Consider the following 20,662-nt stretch of genomic DNA (forward strand, 5'->3'; position numbering starts at 1 on the left):
ATGCTCGCTCGGGCGGCCAGGCGCTTGATGTCGGGTCGGCGCCCTACTTTCCCGCGTCGACCGCATCCTCGACGGTGCGCAGACCGGTGCGCGGGGATTGAACCAGCACGGCCATATTGCCGGGCTTATGCTCATTGCGCAGCATTTTCAGGTGCGCGGCGGGGATGTCTGCCCACGGGAACACTTCGGACATGCAGGGGTCCAGCCGCCGCTCGACCATCAGATTGTTGGCCGCGCTGGCTTGTTTCAGGTGGGCGAAATGCGAGCCTTGCAGGCGTTTCTGGTGCATCCACATATACCGCACGTCAAAGGTGCAGTTAAATCCGGTAGTGCCGGCGCAGATCACGACCATGCCGCCTTTTTTGCATACCAGCGCCGATACTGGGAATGTCGCCTCGCCGGGATGCTCGAACACTATGTCGACGCTGACGCCCTTGCCGGTGATCTCCCAGATCGCCTTGCCAAATTTGCGCGCCTCTTTGAGCCAAGCATTGTATTCATCGGTATTCACCTTGGGCAACTGGCCCCAGCAGTTAAAATCCTTGCGGTTGATCGCGCCCTTGGCACCCAGCGCCATAACAAACTCGCGCTTGTCCTCTTCCGAGATGACCGCGATCGCATTAGCGCCCGCCGTATTGATTAACTGGATTGCGTAACTTCCCAGACCGCCCGAAGCGCCCCAGACCAGTACGTTCTGACCGGGCTTCAGGTCGTGCGGCTCATGCCCGAACAGCATCCGATAGGCGGTGGCAAGGGTCAGAGTGTAGCAGGCCGATTCCTCCCATGTCAGATGCTTGGGTCGAGGCATCAATTGCTGCGCTTGCACATTCGTGAACTGGGCAAAGCTGCCATCGGGCGTCTCGTATCCCCAGATGCGCTGCGAGGGCGAGAACATGGGATCGCCGCCGTTGCATTCCTCGTCGTCGCCATCGTCTTGGTTGCAGTGGATGACCACCTCGTCGCCCACCTTCCAGCGGCGCACCTTGTCGCCCACCGCCCAGACAACGCCAGCGGCGTCGGAACCTGCGATATGGTATTCGGCTTTGTGCACGTCAAACGGGCTGATCGGCTGGCCTAGCCCGGCCCAGACGCCGTTGTAATTAACGCCAGCGGCCATCACCAGCACCAGCACCTCGTTGCTGTCCAGCACGGGCACATCGACGACTTCCTGCTTGAAAGATTTATCTGGCTCGCCGTGCCGTTCGCGGCGGATGGTCCATGCATACATCTGCTTGGGGACGTAGCCCATTGGGGGCATTTCGCCGACCTCATAGAGATCTTTTTCAGGCGCGTCGTACTGCGCGATGCCGGTATCTGTGTCCAGAGCCATGATGGGGGCCTTTCTGTCTAAGCGGTGCCGCGATGCAGAATCGCGTGCGTCGGTCTTTGAAATATCGAGGCTTACGCAACAATGCAATGACCGGAGGACGATTCTTGTAACTTTATGACCCAGCAGGTGCAGAAAGTTCCAATGCAGGTGCAGCATCATGCGGTAACAGATGCGCAATTGAGTTGGCATAGTAGCGCAGCAAGGGCGCGCCCTCAGGTGTCATGGACCAGCCTGCATCACTGCCGGTTATGGCATCACGTGCGGCTAACATTTCACACGCCTTGGCGACCCCTGCCGCGATATCGGCAATCATTACCGGCGCCTCTGACCTAGCTTTCAGCATCCCTTGCGCCTCAGCAATCAACGCGGCGTCATCCAGCGGCGAGGTGCTTTGAAGCAGGGCCCGCGACACCATTGGTACGCACAGCATCGGCATCATCGTATCAATCCGGGCCATCAGGTCGCGTCCCAGATCCGCCAGCGACGGCGTGTCGCCATAATCGCTAAGGTGGATGGGGTCAGCGAATACGACAGCCGCCGTCCCGAACCGGGCGAGCCGACCCAAAATACGCTGCCACGCGATCCGCATTGCCGCCCGGACTACCGCAGTTTTGCGTGCGGGAAATCTACGATCGCCGCGCGTACCGGCGGCGATCAGCACATTATCCTCGAGCACCCGGTCGTAATTGATCGCGACTGGCACGAACACCACGTCGCGCCCGCCGGGCTTCCACCCTTCAACCACGTAGGACAGCAATCCCAGCTTGGCGGGCCGTAGCTTGCCAGTAAGGGTCAGGCCACCCTCGGGAAAGATCGCCTGCGTGACGCCGCCCGTCGTCGCCATCTGCACGTACCGCGCCAGCACCGTGCGATAGAGACCCCCGCGCGACCGGCGGCGGATAAAGTATGCGCCCATCGCCTTGATGATCCGGTTCAGCGGCCAGACGCGCGCCCATTCGCCCACCGCATAGGACAGCGCCGATGATTTTGCGGCGAGCGTCGTGACCAGCACGTAATCCATGTTACTACGATGGTTCATGATAAAAATTATCGTGGCATCCTTGTCGATGCCCTCAATGATGGCACCGTTTCGCGGCCCGGTCCGCACCTCATACAGTGTCTGCGCCAGCCAGTTGGCAAGCCGCGTGCCAAAGCTGAAATAGGCGAACGCGCTAAAGCTGGGGATAATCTCGCGCGCATAGCGGCGCGCCTGTTCAAAGGCGACGTCCTCGCGAACCATATTTTTGGCGGCATACGCCACGATGGCCTGCGTCACGTCCGGGTCATAGACCAGCCGTTGAATCATGTCGCTGCGCCGGGCCAGTTTGAACGGCTCAATTGGACGCGTCAGCCGGGTGTTCAGCTTGGCCACTGCCTTCTCTAACCGGCGGCGAAAAAACCAGCGCACAGATGGAAACAGGAAGTGCGAGGCAAAGGTAACCGCCGCGAAAGCAACTAGCAGAAACAGCGCCCAGAGGGGCATATCCACGGTGGATGTCATCGTCGCCCCTCTGAATGGCCGCGCCCTGCTGCACACGTACGGCAGGGCGCGGCGCGCGTCACTTTTGCTGCATTCCGGCCAGCACCGCGATCAACGCCCTTTGATCCACTTCGATCAGACCGCGCCGGGGCCGGTCAAGGTCGATGATCATGAACACCAATAGCACAATAAGCGCCATCATAAGATAGACGGGAGTGGCCGGCGCCGTCCCAGCAAGGCCAGACGAAAAGCCCAGCATCGCGCCCGACAAGACAAACGTGCCAAACAGCATGAACAGCACGATCTCTGGCACATGCCGCTCGATCGCGGCGTCGCGGGTGCCCAGCGCATCAATCATATCGTTCAGCGACGCTGCATAGCTGACGGCAGCGGGGCCGCCCTTGGACCCGGCATAGGCCGATGCCTCGACCCATAGACCTGCGAACGCCGTCTCTGCATTGGCGATAAGGCGCGCGCGGCGCTGATGCTGATCTGCCGATACCTCGGCCGCCTCTAGCCGCAGGCGGGCATAGCGGCGCAAATCGGCCTTCGCTTGCGTGCGCATCTCCTCGGGTAGGAAATCCGTGCGCAGCCATGCGGTGCCAATTGCGTTCGCCTCCTCCACCACCGCGGACGAGCGTGTGTCATGCCGAGAAAGACCCAGCGAAAAGGTAAAACCCAAGAGCAGAGCCAGCAGACCCAGCATCGATCCTTGGACAGCGGTCGTTTGAGTGCGTCCTTCCTCGGATTGGTTGCGATGACTGCGCCGGCCGATTAGCCATGCAATTGTCATGGCAATCAGCATCAGGGCCAAGAGGCCCATAGCAATGAAGATGGATGGGATATCGTACATCAATTCGCGTGGTCCTGACATTGCGGCCCCTCATGGCATTGGCGCCACAGGCACCTCGGGTGTCTCGTTTGGGCGGCTCTTAAGGCAAGAACGGCCATGCCGCCAGTCCCAAGCGTCCGGCAGCACGTTCCGCATGATATATTTGCGTGGGCGCCATATGAGAGCCGCCGGGCATCATCGCACGCAGCCTTTTCCCGAAATTGCCGCAACGCAGCGAATTGACAATAGCGCAATCTTTCGCATAGTGACGCCGGAGCGCAATAATCTTACTATCCCGCGAGGCCCGCAAATGTCCAACCCGACCCCAGACCGTCCTTGGTTGATCCGCACCTATGCGGGACACTCTACCGCGTCGGCGTCAAATGCGCTTTATCGCGCGAACTTGGCCAAGGGGCAGACGGGCTTGTCGGTTGCCTTCGATCTGCCGACGCAGACGGGTTACGACAGCGATCACGTCCTGTCGCGCGGCGAGGTTGGCAAGGTCGGCGTCCCGGTTTGCCACTTGGGCGACATGCGGCAGCTGTTCACGGATATCCCGCTGGACCAGATGAACACCTCGATGACGATCAACGCCACGGCGCCGTGGCTACTATCGCTCTATATCGCGGTGGCAGAGGAACAGGGCGTCGATCCGCGCACCCTGCAAGGCACAGTTCAGAACGACCTGATCAAGGAATACCTGAGCCGCGGCACATATATCTGTCCGCCGAAACCGTCGCTGAAGATGATCGGCGACGTGGCCGAGTACTGCTACACGAATGTGCCAAAATGGAACCCGATGAACGTGTGTTCCTATCACCTGCAAGAGGCCGGCGCGACACCGGAGCAGGAGCTGTCCTTTGCCCTCGCCACCGCCATTGCCGTGCTGGACGAGCTGCGTCCCCGGGTCCCTGCTGCCGATTTCCCAGCGCTGGCCGGGCGAATCAGCTTCTTCGTCAATGCGGGCATCCGTTTCGTCACCGAGATGTGCAAAATGCGCGCCTTCGTTGATCTGTGGGACGAGATACTGCTGAAGCGTTACGGCGTGGACGATCCGAAATTTCGCCGCTTTCGCTATGGCGTGCAGGTGAACTCACTTGGCCTGACCGAACAGCAGCCCGAAAATAACGTCTACCGCATCCTGATCGAAATGCTGGCCGTGACCCTTAGCAAAAACGCCCGCGCCCGCGCTGTGCAGCTGCCCGCATGGAACGAGGCGTTGGGCCTGCCGCGCCCGTGGGATCAGCAATGGTCAATGCGGATGCAACAGATTTTGGCGTATGAGACGGACCTGCTGGAGTTCGACGACCTTTTTGACGGCAACCCGGCGGTGGATGCCAAGGTCGAAACGCTAAAGGACGGCGCACGGCGCGAGTTGGCCAGCCTTGATGGCATGGGCGGCGCAATCGGGGCCATCGACTACATGAAGTCGCGGCTGGTAGACAGCAATGCCGCGCGTTTGGGCCGGATCGAGCGGAACGAGACAACCGTGGTCGGCGTCAACAAGTGGACAACCGGCGAGCCGTCGCCGCTGGTGAGCGAGGATGGCGGCATCATGACCGTCGATCCTGCGGTCGAGGCCGAACAGATCGCCCGGCTGAACGCTTGGAAAGCCGCGCGTGACGCCAGCGCCGTGACCGACGCACTGGCCGAACTGCGCAGCGCCGCCTCGGACGGGCGCAACATCATGCCTGCCTCGATCAAGGCAGCCCGCGCCGGGGTCACTACGGGCGAGTGGGCGCAGCAGATGCGCGCTGTGCATGGCGAATATCGCGGGCCAACGGGCGTCAGCTCCAGCCCGTCGAACATGACCGAAGGGCTGGATGACATCCGCGAGGCCGTCGCCGCCGCCTCTACCCGGCTAGGGCGCCGCCTGAAATTCCTCGTTGGCAAGCCGGGGCTGGACGGCCATTCCAACGGGGCCGAACAGATCGCGTTCCGCGCACGCGATTGTGGAATGGATATCGACTATCAGGGCATACGCTTGACGCCCGAAGAGCTGGTACGCGCCGCAATGGACGACGGCGCGCATGTGGTCGGCCTGTCGATCCTGTCAGGCAGCCACATCCCGCTGGTCGAGGATCTGATGGCGCGGATGCATGCTGCCGGGCTGGGCCATATCCCCGTTATCGTCGGCGGCATCATTCCCGAGGAGGACGCGAAACGCCTGCGCGCCTTTGGTGTGGCGCGCGTCTATACCCCCAAGGATTTTGAGCTGAATACGATTATGCGCGACATCGTCACGCTGGTCGATCCCGGCCCTGTCGCTGCGGAATAACCCTCGCGCCGCGTCCGGCTTTGGCTAGACTGCCAGCAAAGCAGAATCAGCCGGAGCGCACATTATGCCAGATACAATCACCATCCGCCCGCTGACCTCTGGTGACGAAGCCGAGTGGCGACGCCTCTGGACCGGTTATCTGGACTATTACGAGGCGTCCGTGCCAGAGGAAGTCTACACCACGACGTTCGCGCGCCTGTTATCGGCAGACCATCCTAATCAGAACGCGCTGCTGGCCCTGAAAGACAACCAGCCTGTCGGCCTCGTCCACTACATCTATCACCCGCACAATTGGAAGGTGGAAGAGGTTTGCTATTTGCAAGACCTCTATGCCGACCCCTCCGCGCGGGGCACTGGCATAGGTCGCCGCCTGATCGAGGCGGTTTATGCCGCTGCCGATGCAGATGGGCGCCCCTCGGTCTACTGGATGACCCAGGATTTCAACGCCACAGCGCGGCGTCTTTATGACCGCATCGCCACGCTCACGCCTTTCATCAAATACGCGCGCTGACCCCCGACGTTCCCGGGCTTCAAACCTTGGCGGAGCGGCAAAAGATCGCAGCCTCGCTGCTTTTCAATCTATCCGACAAGGCTACATTTATATCATGCCGTATAAATGGTCCCCTCCCGCGATAAGTAGCGAGGCAAAGCGTCTCGATATGTGGCCGCACCGCTCGCTGCCACGTCGCGGCTTTGCCGGTTTCATGCTGGCGACCTCCCTGATGATTTCTCTGCCGCTATTCGCTGTTTTAGGCACGCCGGTCTTGTGGGTTATTCTGCCATTTCTCGCTGGGGCGGTCGTGCTGATGTGGTGGGCGCTGGAGCGCAGCTATGCAGCCGGGCGTCTGCATGAGGAGCTGGTGATCGACGCGCAAGAGGTGCTGCTGACACGCACCAATCCGCGCGGTGAAGTCCAAAAGTGGGATTGTAACGCCTACTGGGCGCAGGCGCAGATTTATCCGACCGGTGGTCCCGTGGCGTATTACATCACGCTGCGCGGCGCTGGCCGCGAGGTTGAGTTGGGCGCGTTTTTGTCTGAGGATGAGCGCAAGGCGCTATTTGACGAAGTGCGCGGCGCGTTGCGTATGGCGCGGGGCGGCGCCTAGAAAACCAGGCGCCGAGCATGAGTATTGTCGCCAGGATGAACTGCGGGCCAATCCCTGGAGAGGCAAGCCTTACCCGGTCATGCGGTCCTTGATCTTGGGGCCGACAGCGCCGAAATCCATTTGGCCAGTGTATTTGGCCTTCAGCACGCCCATGATCTTGCCCATGTCACGGATCGACGTCGCCTCGGTTTCCTGAATAGCGGCTTCGACGGCTTCGTTGACCTCTTTTTCAGACAACTGCCGGGGTAGGAATTCGGCGATCACGGCCACTTCCTGCTCTTCGCGTTCGGCCAGATCGATACGGCCGGCCTCCTCGTAGGCGCGCACCGACTCGTAGCGCTGCTTGGTCATCTTGCCCAAAATCGCCAGCACATCATCGTCGCCCAGTTGCGTGTCGCCGCCCTTGCCGCGGGCCGCAATTTCCTGATCCTTGATGGCGGCATTGATCAGGCGCAGTGTCGCAAGGCGCGCGGCATCTCGATCACGCATCGCCTGTTTGAGGGCCGCATCGACCCGGTCGCGCAGTGTAATTTGCATGTTATTCCCCGAATTACATCGACCTAGAAGGGCAGACTCGCCCTCTCGCGAAGCACGCTACCTATACAATCGCGCCTGCGCTTGCAACTGACGCATGTTCTTCCGCCGCGTCAGTCGCAAGCGGTTCGCCCTTGACCCGCTGTGACCCCGCCCCTAGTTTCACGCAGATTTTGCCCCACCCATACCCTGACCCGGAGAGCCGCCATGACGATGCACGCGCCCCAGAGCCGCCCAACCGCATGCCTTGCACTAGCCGATGGCACGGTATTCTACGGGCACGGCTTCGGCGCGACGGGCGAGGTGGTGGCGGAGCTGTGCTTTAACACCGCGATGACCGGGTATCAGGAGGTGATGACCGACCCCAGCTATGCCGGGCAGGTCGTGACATTCACCTTTCCGCATATTGGCAATACCGGCACAAATACCGAAGATGACGAAACCGCCGATCCCGTGGCCGCCGGTATGGTGGTCAAGTGGGATCCGACAGCGCCCAGCAGTTGGCGCAGCACACAGACCTTGCAAGACTGGCTGATTCAGCGCGGGCGCATTGCGATAGGCGGCGTCGACACACGCCGCTTGACCCGCGCAATCCGCCAGCAGGGCGCGCCGCATGTGGCATTGTCGCATGACCCTGAAGGCAATTTCGACATCGCCGCGCTGGTCGAAAAGGCACGCGGCTTCGCCGGTCTTGAGGGGCTGGATCTGGCCAAAGACGTGACCTGCGCGCAATCCTACCGCTGGGATGAGATGCGCTGGGCGTGGCCGGACGGCTATCCACAGCAGACGAACCCCAAGCATAAGGTCGTCGCGATCGACTACGGCGCCAAGCGCAACATCCTGCGCTGTCTTGCATCGGCAGGCTGCGACGTGACTGTGTTGCCCGCCACCGCAACCGCGGAGGATGTACTGGCGCACAACCCAGCCGGTGTATTTCTGTCGAACGGCCCAGGTGATCCTGCGGCAACAGGCGCCTATGCCGTGCCGGTCATTCAGGATCTGCTAAAGGCGGATCTGCCCATTTTTGGTATCTGTCTGGGGCACCAGATGCTGGCGCTGGCGCTGGGCGCCAAGACCGTCAAGATGAGCCATGGCCACCATGGCGCCAACCACCCGGTCAAAGATTACACCACTGGCAAGGTCGAGATCACGTCGATGAACCATGGCTTTGCCGTCGACGGCCAAAGCCTGCCGGACGATGTGGAGGAGACGCATGTGTCGCTCTTTGACGGATCGAACTGCGGAATCGCGCTAAAGAATCGCCCCGTATTTTCGGTCCAGCACCACCCCGAGGCGAGCCCCGGACCGCAGGACAGCTTTTACCTTTTCGAGCGATTTGCAGACTTCATGGCGTTGAAAACCCCTGTTTCCTAAGGTTTTCACCTAAAAAATCTTTACTTTCTGTTAACCGATATGAACGAAACTCATCGCTGGAATTTAAGGCGAAGGGTAATCAATGGGCATCTCGGAACTGCGGCAGCTGGACACGCAGTCTTGGGCATCGACCAGTCTGCGCCAGGGCGCAGCGCCCGGCGGCAACCTGTGTGCGCTGGGCCGGAACCTGGTGCAGACTGGCGTAATTTCCCAATCAGACGCCAAATTGGCCCAGATCGTGCAGACGCATTGCGACGCGCCCATTGATCGCGTCCTGTTTGCTGAGGGGCTGGTAGATGCGCCTGATCTGCTACGCGCACAGGCCGCGCGCGCGGGTCTGCGCCTTGCCAGCGCGGATGAGCTTCGCCTTGGCGCCGAGGAGGTGCCGGGCATCGACGCGCGCAGCCTGATCCGGCGCGGTATCGCGCCCCTGCGCGGGGCGGACGGGGAACTACGCATCGCCGCTGACCGTATTGAGGCAACCAGGGGTCTGCACGATCTGCCAGAAGCGTTGCAAAATACACCCCCCATCATCGCATCCCGGCGCGAGGTTCAGGCCGCGATGGCAGGTGCCGCACGCACCGCGCTGACAGCCGCAGCCGAGGCGCGCACCCCTGCCGCCGAAAGCTGCCGAACATGGAGCGCGTCACCTGCACGGCGTCTGGTGTTGGCCCTGTCGGCCATCGCGATTTGCATCGGGGCGAGCATACTTTATCCCGGCGCCGTCTTCGGCGCATTCGCCGGCTGGGCCACCCTTACATTGGTCATATCTGCGGCTCTTAAAATGGCGGCTGTCTGCTCGCGCATCGCGGCCGGAACGCCCGTTGCGGTGCAACCGCCGCTGCCACAGGGCGCGAAACTGCCCAAGGTTTCGATCCTCGTTCCGCTCTTTCGGGAGACGGAAATTGCACATGCCTTGATTGCGCGACTGACGCGCCTGACCTACCCTAAATGTCTGCTGGACGTCATACTGGTGCTGGAGGAAGACGACGACACGACCCGCAAAACGTTGGCGCAGATTAACCTGCCCGCGTGGATGCGCGCCGTTATCGTGCCAGACGGCCAGCCCCGAACTAAGCCGCGCGCGATGAACTATGCGCTGGATTTCTGCGAGGGCGATATTGTGGGTATCTTTGACGCCGAAGACGCGCCAGATCCAGACCAGATCACGCAGATCGCCCGCCGCTTTGCCGCAGCGCCGCCTGAGGTCGTCTGCCTGCAAGGCATATTGGACTATTATAACCCGCGCCAGAACTGGCTGGCGCGCTGTTTCACCATCGAATACGCAACATGGTTCCGGGTGATGCTGCCGGGCATGGCGCGGCTGGGTTTTGCCATACCGCTGGGCGGCACGACGCTGTATTTTCGGCGTGAGGTGCTGGAGGAACTGGGCGGCTGGGACGCCCATAATGTGACGGAGGATGCCGATCTTGGCTTTCGCCTGGCCCGCCACGGCTACCGCACAGAAATCATCGGCACTGTCACCCATGAAGAGGCAAATTGCCGCCCTTGGCCATGGATCAAGCAGCGCTCGCGATGGCTCAAGGGGTATATGACCACCTATCTGGTGCACATGCGCCGCCCGCTGTTGCTATACCGGCAGTTGGGCGCATGGAAATTCTGGGGATTTCAGGCGCATTTCATAACCGCGCTGTCGCAGTTTATGCTGGCGCCGTTTCTTTGGTCGTTCTGGCTGGTCCTTCTTGGCCTGCCGCACCCACTGGATCCGGTGCTGCCGCGCGGCGGTATGCTGCTATTCGCCCAGCTCTTTCTGGCGATTGAGGTCCTAAATATCACGTTCCACATGCTCGGCGTGTCGGGACGCGGGCATCGGCACCTGTTGCCGTGGCTGCCAACGATGCATTTATATACGCCACTTGGAACCATCGCCGCGATCAAGGCGGTCTACGAGATGATCGTCGCGCCGTTTTACTGGGACAAGACCAGCCACGGACACTCGCTGGTACAGGGCAAGATTGAAGGATGACGTCAGGGCGCCCGTTGCCCGGCTCCGCGCGCTCTACATAGTCACAGCGTAGACTTTACCTCGCCCGATTCCAGCTCAAGCCGGGTCATGAATGCCTTGGAAATATGCGCCTTGAGCGCGTCATGCGCCGCCTCTGCATCCCCCGCCTCGATCGCGCCCACGATCGCGTCATGCTCGGCCAGTGCCACCTCGGTCCGGCCCTCAGCTGCTAGCGACGTGGTGGCCATTAACGCCATCGAGCGGTGGACGAGGTCCAGCTGCTGCACCAGAAACCGGTTATGCGACGCCAGATGGATTTGCTTGTGAAAGCGCCTGTTGGCGCGCGCCATCTGGGCCGGATCCCCAATCAACGCGCGGTCCTGTTCGACCATGCCACGCAGCACTGCGACCTCTTCGGGGGCGGCGTGGCGCGCGGCGAGGCTGGCGGCCAGCCCCTCCAGCGCGGCACGCACGACGTATAGCTCGGCGCGCTGATTGTGATCGAGGGACGCCACGATCAGGCTGCGACCGTCGCGCGTTAGCAGCGATTGTGTCTCCAGCCGCTGCAACGCCTCGCGGATCGGAGTACGGGAAACGCCGAACCTCTCGGCCAGATCGCTTTCGACCAAGCGGTCACCAGGGCGAAAATCGCCCATATCGATCGCGCCAAGGATCAGCGAATAGGCATCTGTTTGCGGCAATTTCATAAGTGATAGTTCCGGCTATTGCATGCTAGTTCGCGACGGTAGGTGCCCAAGGCGGCGCGATCAAGCGCGCATCCATTGACAGCCGCCTTCGCTCGCCTACCCTATGCCCCATGCCAAAGCAGGATTTCAGTCATGTCGGTGCTTGGGTGTTCGACCTGGACAATACCCTTTACGCGCCCCACGTCCGGTTGTTCGACCAGATCGCCGTGCGGATGACGCGCTTTGTCATGGAGACGCTGGGCGTCGACGAGCCGGAGGCGAATCGCCTGCGCACGCAATATTGGAAAGAGCATGGGACCACGCTGGCAGGCCTGATGCGTGTGCATGGCATGGACCCCGAGGCGTATTTGATCGAGGTGCATGACATCGATATGAGCGCACTGACGCCCGATGCCGACCTGCGTGCGCGCATCAGCGCGCTGCCGGGGCGCAAAATTATCTTTACCAACGGAACCGCGCCATATGCTGAGCGTGTCGCAGCGGCGCGTGGGCTGAACGGAATCTTCGATGCGATCTACGGCGTCGAACATGCGGGCTACCTGCCCAAGCCTGAGCGTGGGGCGTTCGAGACGGTATTCGCCGCCGACGGTCTGAACGCTGTCGCAGCCGCCATGTTCGAGGATGATCCCCGCAATCTGGCCCAGCCGCACGCGATGGGCCTGCGCACCGTGCATGTCGCACCGGGCCCGATCAGGGCCGCGCATATTCACCACCATACCGATGATCTGGCCGGGTTTCTGGCGCGGCTGGTCTAGGGATCTGCGGCCTCTTGCCCGCTGGCCCTTGGGTGTGTGCAAGGCTATGTTCAAATCACAGACAGTAAAGAGGCGCGCAGATGGACAAGGTCGATATTTTGATCTCGGGTGGGGGCATTGCGGGCCTCACCGCGGCCTGTGCGTTTGGCAGTGCCGGGTTTTCCGCGCTGTGCGTCGATCCTGCCGTGCCAGTGACGACACGCGCAGCGGACGGCGCAGACCTGCGCAGCACCGCGTTCCTACAACCGGCTCAAGCGCTGCTAGAGCGCACTGGCCTCTGGGCGCGTCTCGCGCCGCACGCCACGCCCTTGCAGACCATGCGCATCATTGATGCCGGGGGGGTGGACGCCGCACCGCGCCTGTCGCGAAACTTTGACGCGTCTGAGCTGTCAGAGCTGCCCTTTGGCTGGAACCTGCCAAACTGGCTGCTGCGCCGCGAAATGCTGGCGCATATGGAGGGCCTGAAAAACGTGGAGTTTCGGCCCGGCATCGGCACCGATGGCCTGACGACGCGCGACGCGGAGGCACGCGTGCGACTGACCGACGGCAGCCATGTCCGCGCCCGGCTGGTGATTGCAGCAGATGGCCGCACCTCGCCTGTCAGGCGCAGCGCAGGCATCGACGTGCGCACGATCCGGTACGGGCAAAAGGCGCTCGCCTTTGCCGTCACACACCCGATCCCGCACAGCAATGTCTCGACCGAAATTCATCGCAGCGGCGGTCCATTCACGCTGGTTCCGCTGCCCGATCACGAGGGAATGCCATCCTCAGCCGTCGTCTGGATGGAGCGCGGGACCGAGGCGCAGCGTCTTGCCGCGCTGGATACCGCAGATTTCGAGACTGAGGCGAGCGTGCGCAGCTGTCATGTACTGGGCCCGCTGACATTGGCGACGCGGCGCAGTGTCTGGCCGATCATCAGCCAGATTGCAGATCGCTACAGTACGCAGCGCGTCGCGCTGATTGCAGAGGCCGCGCATGTCATGCCGCCCATCGGCGCGCAGGGGCTGAACACCAGTCTTGCCGATCTGCACGCGCTGCTAGAACTGGCCGAGAAATCACCTGACACGCTGGGCGACGCTTTGATGCTGGACGCATACCACCGCGCCCGCCACACCGAAGTTGCCCTGCGTATGAGGGGGATCGACCTGCTGAACCGCGCGTCGATGATGGACGCCCAGCCCTTGCGCGACGCGCGTGCATTTGGGCTGAACGCGCTTCATGCGCTGGCCCCGGTCCGGCGCGGGTTGATGCGGCTGGGGATGGGCCGGACGCGCTGACGCGCCCTACAGCACCTTGTCCAGAACGCTACGCAGGCGGCCCAGCGCACCATCAACATCATATAGCTTGTCCAGGCCAAAGAGGCCCAGCCGGAAGGTGCGGAACTCTGCGCCCTCGCCGACTTGCAACGGCACACCAGCTGCGATCTGCATCCCGGCGGCGGCGAACTTCTTGCCGTTCTGGATATCGGGATCGGACGTATAGCTGACCACCACGCCCGGCGCGCCAAACCCTTCGGCGGCGACCGACGCAACTCCACGCTCTTTCAGCATCTGGCGCGCACCATCGCCCAGCGCCCATTGCGCCTCGCGCAGCCGCTCAAAGCCGTACTCCTTGGTCTCGAGGATTGTATCACGAAAGGCGCGCAGGGCATCCGTGGGCATCGTCGCGTGATAGGCATGGCCGCCATTCTCATAGGCCTGCATGATCTGGTGCCACTTTTTCAGATCCATCGCAAAGCTACTCGAGGTTGTCGTCTCTAGCCGGTCCACTGCACGCTGCGACATCATTACGAGGCCAGTGGAGGGCGACGCAGACCACCCCTTTTGCGGGGCCGATATCAGGACATCGACGCCCGTCGCCTTCATGTCGATCCATGCGCAGCCCGATGCGATGCAATCCAGCACCAAAAGCGCGCCGACCTCGTGCGCCGCATCAGCCATGGCCGTGATGTAGTCGTCGGGCAGGATGATGCCGGCTGACGTTTCCACATGGGGCGCGAATACCACATCCGGCTTGACCTCGCGGATGCGCGCCGTCACCTCATCAATGGGTGCGGGCGCATATGGCGCGGTATCGCCATTGCCGGTCTGGCGGGCCATGCAGACCGTCTGCTCGGACGTAAATTTGCCCGCGTCGAAAATCTGGCTCCAGCGATAGGAAAACCACCCGTTGCGCACGATCAAGGCGTGGGCATCGGTGCCGAACTGGCGCGCGACCGCCTCCATCCCGTAGCTGCCACCACCGGGGATCAGGGCCACGGCGTCGGCGTGATACACCTCTTTCAGCAGACCTGAGATGTCGCGCATCACGGTCTGGAAACTGGCAGACATGTGGTTCAGCGAGCGGTCGGTGAACACCACCGAATATTCCAGCAGGCCATCGGGATCGATATTGTCGAGAAGGGCGGTCATGGGGCGTCTCCTTTGCTATGCGTCATGGCTACCGCGCCGCGCGGGGATATTCCAGTGCCGCGTTAGATAGGGCCGGGTCTGCGTTCCTCGCTAAGGACGACGTTAGCCTCGACATCGCCAACGCCGGGCAAAGTCATGATGCGGCGGCGCAGGACACGCTCAAAATCACTGATATCGCGTGCCACCACTCGCAGGCGGTAATCATAAACACCCAAAATATGCTCGACGCTTTGCACCTCCGGGATGGCGCTGACGGCCCGCTCGAAATCATCGAGGCTAACGCGGCCCTTTGTCGCCAGCTTGACCCCCAGAAAAACGCTTACGCCAAAGCCTAAAAGCTCTCGGTCCAGATCTAGCCGCTGGCCCTTGATCACGCCGGTATCGTGCAGGCGCCTCACCCGCCGCCATGTCGCGGGCTGCGACAGGCCCAGTTTGCGGCCCAGCGCGCTGGCGCTTTGGGTGGCGTCCTGTACCAGTTCGCGCAATATACGGCGGTCCGTCTCGTCCAGCTCGATCATATTGGCAGCCCCTCGTCCGCCTTGATCCGCGCCATATGCATCAGCGCCTCGATATCGGTGATATGCGGCAGCGGCAGGATCGCTGTGCGATAAATGTGCTGATAATGCGCCATATCGCGCGCGATGACATAAAGGCGCAGATCGACCCGGCCCAGAAAGGTCTGGATTTCGATCACCTCCGGCACCTCACGCGCTGCCGCAGTGAATTCGTCAAAGGCGCGCGGCTGGGTCTTATCCAGTTGCGCGCGCAGAGAGACTTCTACTTCGTACCCCAGCGCACGCCAGTCGATCACAGCGCGGTTGCCCAGGATCACGCCCTGAGCCTGCATCCGCTCTAACCGGCGGGCGCAGGTATTGGCCGTGACCCCCGCCAGTTCAGAAAGTTCTGCCTGCCCCAGCGCCGGATCATGCTGGTAGTGCCGTAGAATGCGCCGGTCTGTGTCGTCAAGCATGATTATCCCGCATATATCTTATTATTAGCATGAATACTCAAAATATCAGGCCAATCAACCTGCTTTTGCATTTCCTCTCGGCCGTTATCCGTTAATTTCAGCCTCAATATTTCAATGGAAGGGATCAAATCATGCGCGTTTATTATGATCGCGATTGCGACATCAACCTGATCAAAGACAAAAAGGTGGCCATTCTCGGATACGGAAGCCAAGGCCACGCTCATGCGTTGAACCTGCGCGATTCGGGTGCGAAGAACCTCGTCGTCGCCCTGCGCGAAGGCTCCAAATCGGCCAAGAAGGCCGAGGGCGAAGGCCTGAAGGTTATGGGCATCGCAGAGGCGGCCAAATGGGCCGACCTGATCATGTTCACCATGCCCGACGAGCTTCAGGCAGAGACGTACAAGAAATACGTTCACGACAATATCCGCGACGGCGCGGCTATCGCATTTGCCCACGGCCTAAACGTGCATTTCGGCCTGATTGAGCCGAAAGAAGGCATCGACGTCATCATGATGGCGCCCAAGGGCCCCGGCCACACCGTGCGCGGCGAATACGTCAAAGGCGGCGGCGTTCCTTGCCTCGTGGCTGTCGACACAGACGCATCCGGCAAGGCGCTGGAACTGGGTCTATCCTATTGCTCGGCCATCGGCGGTGGACGCTCGGGCATCATCGAGACGAACTTCCGCGAGGAATGCGAGACGGACCTCTTTGGCGAGCAAGCCGTCCTCTGCGGCGGTGTGGTCGAGCTGATCCGCATGGGATTTGAGACGCTGGTTGAGGCAGGTTATGCGCCCGAAATGGCGTATTTTGAGTGCCTGCACGAGGTCAAGCTGATCGTAGATCTGATCTATGAGGGCGGGATCGCCAACATGAACTACTCGATCTCGAACACGGCCGAATACGGCGAATATGTCAGCGGCCCGCGCGTCCTGCCCTACGAGCAGACGAAAAAAGAGATGAAGGCGATCCTGCACGACATCCAGTCGGGCAAGTTTGTGCGCGACTTCATGACCGAAAATGCAGTCGGCCAGCCCTTCTTTAAGGGGACGCGCCGCATGAACGACGCGCACCAGATCGAAGAAGTCGGTGCCAAGCTGCGCGGCATGATGCCGTGGATTTCCGCAGGCAAGATGGTTGACAAAGAGAAGAACTGATCGCCCACGATTAGGCATAAAATGGGGCATCCGGTCGCCGGGTGCCCCTTTTCACGTAGTCCCCCCCGGGAGCGCCGCGCATGACCACCACGCCCATTGCCCCGATCAATTGGCTGCGCCTTGCCGCGCTAGGCCTTATGTTCGGCGCGGCCTTCATGTTTACGAGGCTCGCGCTCGACGGTGTCGGGCCGCGTCTGGTGGTGGCCTCGCGGCTCAGCCTTGGGGCGCTGCTCTTGCTGGTGATCGCCTATGCGCGCGGGTCCGGGTTGCCGCCCATCCGAGGCAACGGGTCCGGCACGGTCTGGGCCTTCGCCCTTGGCATGGGGCTGTTCACCAATGCGGTGCCGTTCTTCTTGCTCAGTTGGAGCCAGCAATTCGTCGCCTCCGGCTTTGCTGGGGTGTGTATGGCGATCGTGCCGTTGATGATCCTGCCGCTAGCGCATTTTCTGGTGCCCGGCGACAGAATGAACCTGCGGCGGCTTATCGGATTTATCATTGGCACCTGCGGAGTCGTCGTGCTGATCGGCCCTGCCGCATTCTCAGCGTCGGGTGCCGAGTTTGAGCTGACAGCGCGCGTTGCCTGCATCATCGCTGCGCTATCCTATGCTATCGGGGCGATCCTGACGCGGCTCTGCCCGGCCGTGGATATGATCTCGCTCGCGGCGGCGGCGCTGACAATCGGCGCGGTGCTGTTCGTGCCCTACGCCCTGATGGTCGAAGGGATACCAGACAGCGTGCCAACCATCAGCCTCTTGGCGCTACTATACCTTGGCACATTTCCGACGGGTTTGGCCCAGTTGCTGCTCGTGCAGGTCATCCGCAGCGCCGGGCCAGTATTTATGTCCCTGCTGAATTATCAGGTACCGCTGTGGTCGATGCTACTGGGCATCGTGTTTCTGGGCGAGGAACTTCCGACGAACATCTACTGGGCGCTAACGCTGATTTTGATCGGCCTCGTCCTTAGTCAGGCGGGCGCATTACGGCGGCTATTTACGGGCCGCAAGGGGGCGTAGCCTGCCCGCCCGTCGAGGCCTGCCATAGCGCGATAGCTGCGCGCGTCGCGCCCACATCATGCACGCGGACAATCTGCATCCCCTGAGCGATCCCAGCCAGTGCAACAGCGACTGAGCCGGGCATCCGGTCTGCGGCGTCTGGTGTGCCGCCGATCGTGCCGATAAATTTCTTGCGAGAGGCGCCCAGAAGGACGGGGCAACCAAGCCCGTGGAAAATGCTCAGGCGGCTAAGAAGCGTCAGGTTATGCGCCTGCGTTTTGCCAAAGCCGATGCCGGGGTCGACCACGATTTGCGCGCGCGGAATGCCTTGCGCCACCAGCACATCAATGCGGGCGGCGAGGAAGTCATATACGTCCAGCGTCACGTCGGCATAGACGGGGCTATCCTGCATCGTCTGCGGATCGCCCTGTGCGTGCATCACGCAAACCGGCAGACCAGCCTCGGCACAATAGGGCGCCAGGGCGGGGTCATAGGTGAAGCCGGACACGTCATTGACCAGCGCCGCGCCTGCGTTTGCCGCCGCAACGGCGACACCAGCCTTGCGCGTGTCGATTGAGATAGGCACGTGCAGGCCCTCGCGGATAGCGCGGATGACAGGCGCTGTGCGCGCGATCTCGTCCGTCTCCGCCACGGGCAGTGCACCGGGGCGGGTCGATTCGCCGCCAACGTCGATGATATCTGCGCCCTGATCCGCCATCGTGCGGGCCTGCGCCAGTGCGGCGTCCGGCGCAATAAAGCGGCCCCCGTCCGAAAAGCTGTCAGGCGTCACGTTCAGGATGCCCATCAGGCGCGGTGTATCCCATGCGACGCCCGCGATAGGCGCGCGCGGGGTGGTCAGACGCTCCAGCGCATCACCGGGAATATCGCTTGCTGCGACCACTTCGCCTGCGCGTTCGCGCGTGATACGCTCGGCCCGGTCGAACCATGTCCAGCCGCCTGCGAGGGGTAGCGCACTTGCGGGGCGGACGGGATCGGTCTGCGCGATCGGGCGGTAGTAGACATAGCTCATGACTTCACAGCCCCGACTGCGCGATGTCCTGCACCAAAATAGGCACCCGCGCGCCGTTTTCCGGCGGCGCCGCGTCGATCAGCAGTAGGTCGGACGCCTCCATGTGCGCGGAGAACCAAGCGGCCAGCGCGACCGGGTTATCCGGCCCCACTGTTGGACCATCGACAGCGTCCAGCACGATTTTGGACGGCGCCCAGACACTGATGCGACCGTTGCGCATGGCCCAGTCCAGCTCGGTCCGCGTATCAACGACGACGCAGCGGTCATCGCGCCCTGCCAGCACCCACGCGTTCTGCTCAATGGCAAGTAGATCGACACGCCGCTGGGTCATTTTGTGGCCCGTTTGGGGCGGCATCGCCTCTGCACGGCCAACGCACAGAATCACAGGCTCGGCCCGCTTTTCCAACTGGTCCAGCCAGCGAATCAGGTTCGGTGATTTCACCGCCGCATTGCTAAGGAAAACGACGTGCGGATGTGGCGCGGTATCGGCATGCGTGCCCACCACCCGCGTCGCCAGATCATCGACCGAGCGGACGATTTCAACGCCCAGCGCGCCCGGCCCGCGATCCAGCTTTTCGATACGCACGAAGGTCCGCACGGCCTGCGGCTCGGCCAGAATACGCTCGGCCACGTTCTCGGCCAATGTCTCCAGCAGGTTCAGGCGCTCTTCGGCCAGTTCGGCAGCGATCGCTTGCGTTACACGGTCATAGCTGAGGATACGGTCGACATCGTCGTCCAGATTGTCCCCCACCGGGCGCACCTCAACAACAACGTTAAAACATATACGCTGGGTGATGCCGCGCTCGGCCTGAAAGGCGCCAATTTCGACCTCGACGATGTGATCGCGCAGTGAAATCCGGTCCAAAGGGGCACCAGGCGCCGTTGCCGCCGCACGAGCGTCGGGATGGCCGAAGGCCAAGGTCGTCTCGTTACTCATCGCATGGCCCCTGATCGATGCGCCGCGAACACCCGCGTCCGCCGCGCAGTAGCACGGCCACGCGCGGCGCACAAATCCGCAAAGCGGGCTAGCCTCAGTTCTGCGAGAGGCGTGTGGGCTGTTTGTAGAAGTAATGAACCCCGATTGATGCCGTGCGAGGAAAGGCGCGCGCCCAGTTCGGATTGACCGCACGGGTGTGATAATGCGTAGCGCCGTGGGTCAGAGGGCGATTGGCGCCCTGCGCCATGATGCTGGCGATCTTGCTTACACGCTCGAACGCGCGCGGCTCGGCGATGACTTCGGCGCGGCCATCGCAGGTATAGGTGAACTGGCAGCCATAGATCTGGCCGGTGCCCTGATTGATCACACCGCAGATCGAATTAGGATAGCGCGGGCTATCGACGCGGTTCAGGATCACCTCGGCGACGGCGAATTGGCCTTTGACCGTCTCGCCGCGTGCTTCGAAATACAGCGCCTCGGACAGGCAGCGCATATTGGCGTCGCCTTTTGCGGGGGCCTGCGCGTCCAGCCATTCGCGGGTATAGCCCGACGTGACGGCGGGATTCTTCAGATAGCTTGCGACGCGGGTTTGCGACATAGCCGTCAGGCCCCGCCGTTCCTGGCCCATTAGTTTGGCGATGGCGGTATCGGCACTTGCGGGTACGGCGGCAGCCAGCGACAAGACGAGAGAGATCAGACAAGATCTGCGAAACATACATAAACCTGCGAGCAACAAGGGGCGATGCCCCCCAAGATCACGGCGAGGTATAGTTTTTAGGCTCAAGGGTCCAGCCCACGCCGATTTC

The 20,662-nt window shown here is 61.8% G+C and carries 20 protein-coding genes; 9 read left to right on the plus strand and 11 right to left on the minus strand.

Going from position 1 to position 20,662, the window contains the following annotated elements; genetic code table 11:
- Positions 1-43 precede the first annotated feature (43 nt).
- The 3 genes from ccrA to MK6180000_RS16030 all read right to left on the minus strand — a co-directional run bounded on the left by ccrA (position 44) and on the right by MK6180000_RS16030 (position 3,684).
- The gene (gene ccrA / locus MK6180000_RS16020; protein WP_138935638.1) at positions 44-1,330 is read right to left on the minus strand and encodes a crotonyl-CoA carboxylase/reductase; all 1,287 of its coding nucleotides are present in this window, start codon (positions 1,328-1,330) and stop codon (positions 44-46) included.
- A 112-nt stretch (positions 1,331-1,442) separates the two neighbouring features.
- Positions 1,443-2,831 (minus strand): 1-acyl-sn-glycerol-3-phosphate acyltransferase, encoded by a 1,389-nt coding sequence (locus tag MK6180000_RS16025; RefSeq protein WP_138935639.1) that lies wholly within the window; start codon positions 2,829-2,831, stop codon positions 1,443-1,445.
- 58 nt (positions 2,832-2,889) lie between these two features.
- The gene (locus MK6180000_RS16030) at positions 2,890-3,684 is read right to left on the minus strand and encodes a bestrophin-like domain (protein ID WP_138935640.1); all 795 of its coding nucleotides are present in this window, start codon (positions 3,682-3,684) and stop codon (positions 2,890-2,892) included.
- A gap of 268 nt (positions 3,685-3,952) precedes the next feature.
- Here MK6180000_RS16030 and MK6180000_RS16035 point away from each other — a divergent pair, with 268 nt between their 5' ends.
- From MK6180000_RS16035 to MK6180000_RS16045, 3 genes are all read left to right on the plus strand, one after another.
- A complete protein-coding gene (locus MK6180000_RS16035; protein WP_138935641.1) occupies positions 3,953-5,920 on the plus strand; it encodes a protein meaA in 1,968 nt (655 codons plus the stop codon).
- A 64-nt stretch (positions 5,921-5,984) separates the two neighbouring features.
- The gene (locus MK6180000_RS16040; protein WP_138935642.1) at positions 5,985-6,431 is read left to right on the plus strand and encodes a GNAT family N-acetyltransferase; all 447 of its coding nucleotides are present in this window, start codon (positions 5,985-5,987) and stop codon (positions 6,429-6,431) included.
- A 148-nt stretch (positions 6,432-6,579) separates the two neighbouring features.
- Positions 6,580-7,026, plus strand: coding sequence for a DUF2244 domain-containing protein (locus MK6180000_RS16045; protein ID WP_246040554.1), 447 nt, complete (start codon positions 6,580-6,582; stop codon positions 7,024-7,026).
- Positions 7,027-7,095: 69 nt separating this feature from the next.
- Here MK6180000_RS16045 and MK6180000_RS16050 read toward each other — a convergent pair whose 3' ends face one another.
- On the minus strand, positions 7,096-7,557 hold the full coding sequence (locus tag MK6180000_RS16050) for a GatB/YqeY domain-containing protein (RefSeq protein ID WP_138936550.1): 462 nt from the start codon (positions 7,555-7,557) through the stop codon (positions 7,096-7,098).
- Between the two features lie 210 nt (positions 7,558-7,767).
- Here MK6180000_RS16050 and carA point away from each other — a divergent pair, with 210 nt between their 5' ends.
- Together carA and MK6180000_RS16060 are read left to right on the plus strand one after the other, a co-directional pair.
- Positions 7,768-8,934, plus strand: coding sequence for a glutamine-hydrolyzing carbamoyl-phosphate synthase small subunit (gene carA, locus MK6180000_RS16055; RefSeq protein ID WP_138935644.1), 1,167 nt, complete (start codon positions 7,768-7,770; stop codon positions 8,932-8,934).
- 82 nt (positions 8,935-9,016) lie between these two features.
- The gene (locus MK6180000_RS16060) at positions 9,017-10,921 is read left to right on the plus strand and encodes a glycosyltransferase (protein WP_138935645.1); all 1,905 of its coding nucleotides are present in this window, start codon (positions 9,017-9,019) and stop codon (positions 10,919-10,921) included.
- A 41-nt stretch (positions 10,922-10,962) separates the two neighbouring features.
- Here the strand turns inward: MK6180000_RS16060 and MK6180000_RS16065 are convergent, their stop codons facing one another.
- The gene (locus MK6180000_RS16065; protein WP_138935646.1) at positions 10,963-11,607 is read right to left on the minus strand and encodes a GntR family transcriptional regulator; all 645 of its coding nucleotides are present in this window, start codon (positions 11,605-11,607) and stop codon (positions 10,963-10,965) included.
- Positions 11,608-11,717: 110 nt separating this feature from the next.
- On the opposite strand from MK6180000_RS16065, the gene MK6180000_RS16070 reads away from it, so the two are divergent.
- Positions 11,718-12,362 carry a pyrimidine 5'-nucleotidase gene (locus tag MK6180000_RS16070; RefSeq protein ID WP_138935647.1) on the plus strand — a complete coding sequence of 215 codons (645 nt, stop codon included), beginning with the start codon at positions 11,718-11,720 and terminating at the stop codon, positions 12,360-12,362.
- 80 nt (positions 12,363-12,442) lie between these two features.
- The gene (locus tag MK6180000_RS16075; protein ID WP_138935648.1) at positions 12,443-13,639 is read left to right on the plus strand and encodes a UbiH/UbiF family hydroxylase; all 1,197 of its coding nucleotides are present in this window, start codon (positions 12,443-12,445) and stop codon (positions 13,637-13,639) included.
- 6 nt (positions 13,640-13,645) lie between these two features.
- Here the strand turns inward: MK6180000_RS16075 and MK6180000_RS16080 are convergent, their stop codons facing one another.
- The 3 genes from MK6180000_RS16080 to MK6180000_RS16090 form a co-directional block, all read right to left on the minus strand.
- Positions 13,646-14,773 carry an aminotransferase class V-fold PLP-dependent enzyme gene (locus MK6180000_RS16080; protein WP_138935649.1) on the minus strand — a complete coding sequence of 376 codons (1,128 nt, stop codon included), beginning with the start codon at positions 14,771-14,773 and terminating at the stop codon, positions 13,646-13,648.
- Between the two features lie 62 nt (positions 14,774-14,835).
- Positions 14,836-15,291: an Lrp/AsnC family transcriptional regulator gene (locus tag MK6180000_RS16085; RefSeq protein WP_138935650.1), complete on the minus strand. Its 456-nt coding sequence runs from the start codon at positions 15,289-15,291 to the stop codon at positions 14,836-14,838.
- The gene (locus MK6180000_RS16090; RefSeq protein WP_138935651.1) at positions 15,288-15,743 is read right to left on the minus strand and encodes an Lrp/AsnC family transcriptional regulator; all 456 of its coding nucleotides are present in this window, start codon (positions 15,741-15,743) and stop codon (positions 15,288-15,290) included. Before MK6180000_RS16090 ends, MK6180000_RS16085 begins: the two co-directional genes overlap by 4 nt.
- Before the next feature lie 131 nt (positions 15,744-15,874).
- Here MK6180000_RS16090 and ilvC point away from each other — a divergent pair, with 131 nt between their 5' ends.
- Both ilvC and MK6180000_RS16100 read left to right on the plus strand, forming a co-directional pair.
- Positions 15,875-16,897 carry a ketol-acid reductoisomerase gene (gene ilvC, locus MK6180000_RS16095; RefSeq protein ID WP_138935652.1) on the plus strand — a complete coding sequence of 341 codons (1,023 nt, stop codon included), beginning with the start codon at positions 15,875-15,877 and terminating at the stop codon, positions 16,895-16,897.
- Positions 16,898-16,977: 80 nt separating this feature from the next.
- Positions 16,978-17,910: a DMT family transporter gene (locus MK6180000_RS16100; protein WP_138935653.1), complete on the plus strand. Its 933-nt coding sequence runs from the start codon at positions 16,978-16,980 to the stop codon at positions 17,908-17,910.
- Here MK6180000_RS16100 and folP read toward each other — a convergent pair.
- The 3 genes from folP to MK6180000_RS16115 form a co-directional block, all read right to left on the minus strand.
- The gene (folP, locus tag MK6180000_RS16105) at positions 17,888-18,919 is read right to left on the minus strand and encodes a dihydropteroate synthase (protein ID WP_138935654.1); all 1,032 of its coding nucleotides are present in this window, start codon (positions 18,917-18,919) and stop codon (positions 17,888-17,890) included. The genes MK6180000_RS16100 and folP overlap by 23 nt on opposite strands.
- 4 nt (positions 18,920-18,923) lie before the next feature.
- The gene (locus MK6180000_RS16110) at positions 18,924-19,856 is read right to left on the minus strand and encodes a dihydroneopterin aldolase (protein WP_138935655.1); all 933 of its coding nucleotides are present in this window, start codon (positions 19,854-19,856) and stop codon (positions 18,924-18,926) included.
- Positions 19,857-19,950: 94 nt separating this feature from the next.
- Entirely contained in the window at positions 19,951-20,571 is a 621-nt protein-coding gene (locus tag MK6180000_RS16115; RefSeq protein WP_138935656.1) for a cell wall hydrolase, read from the minus strand.
- Positions 20,572-20,662 lie beyond the last annotated feature (91 nt).

It is taken from the genome of Roseovarius arcticus (genome assembly GCF_006125015.1).
GTDB classification, from domain to species: Bacteria; Pseudomonadota; Alphaproteobacteria; order Rhodobacterales; family Rhodobacteraceae; genus Roseovarius; species Roseovarius arcticus.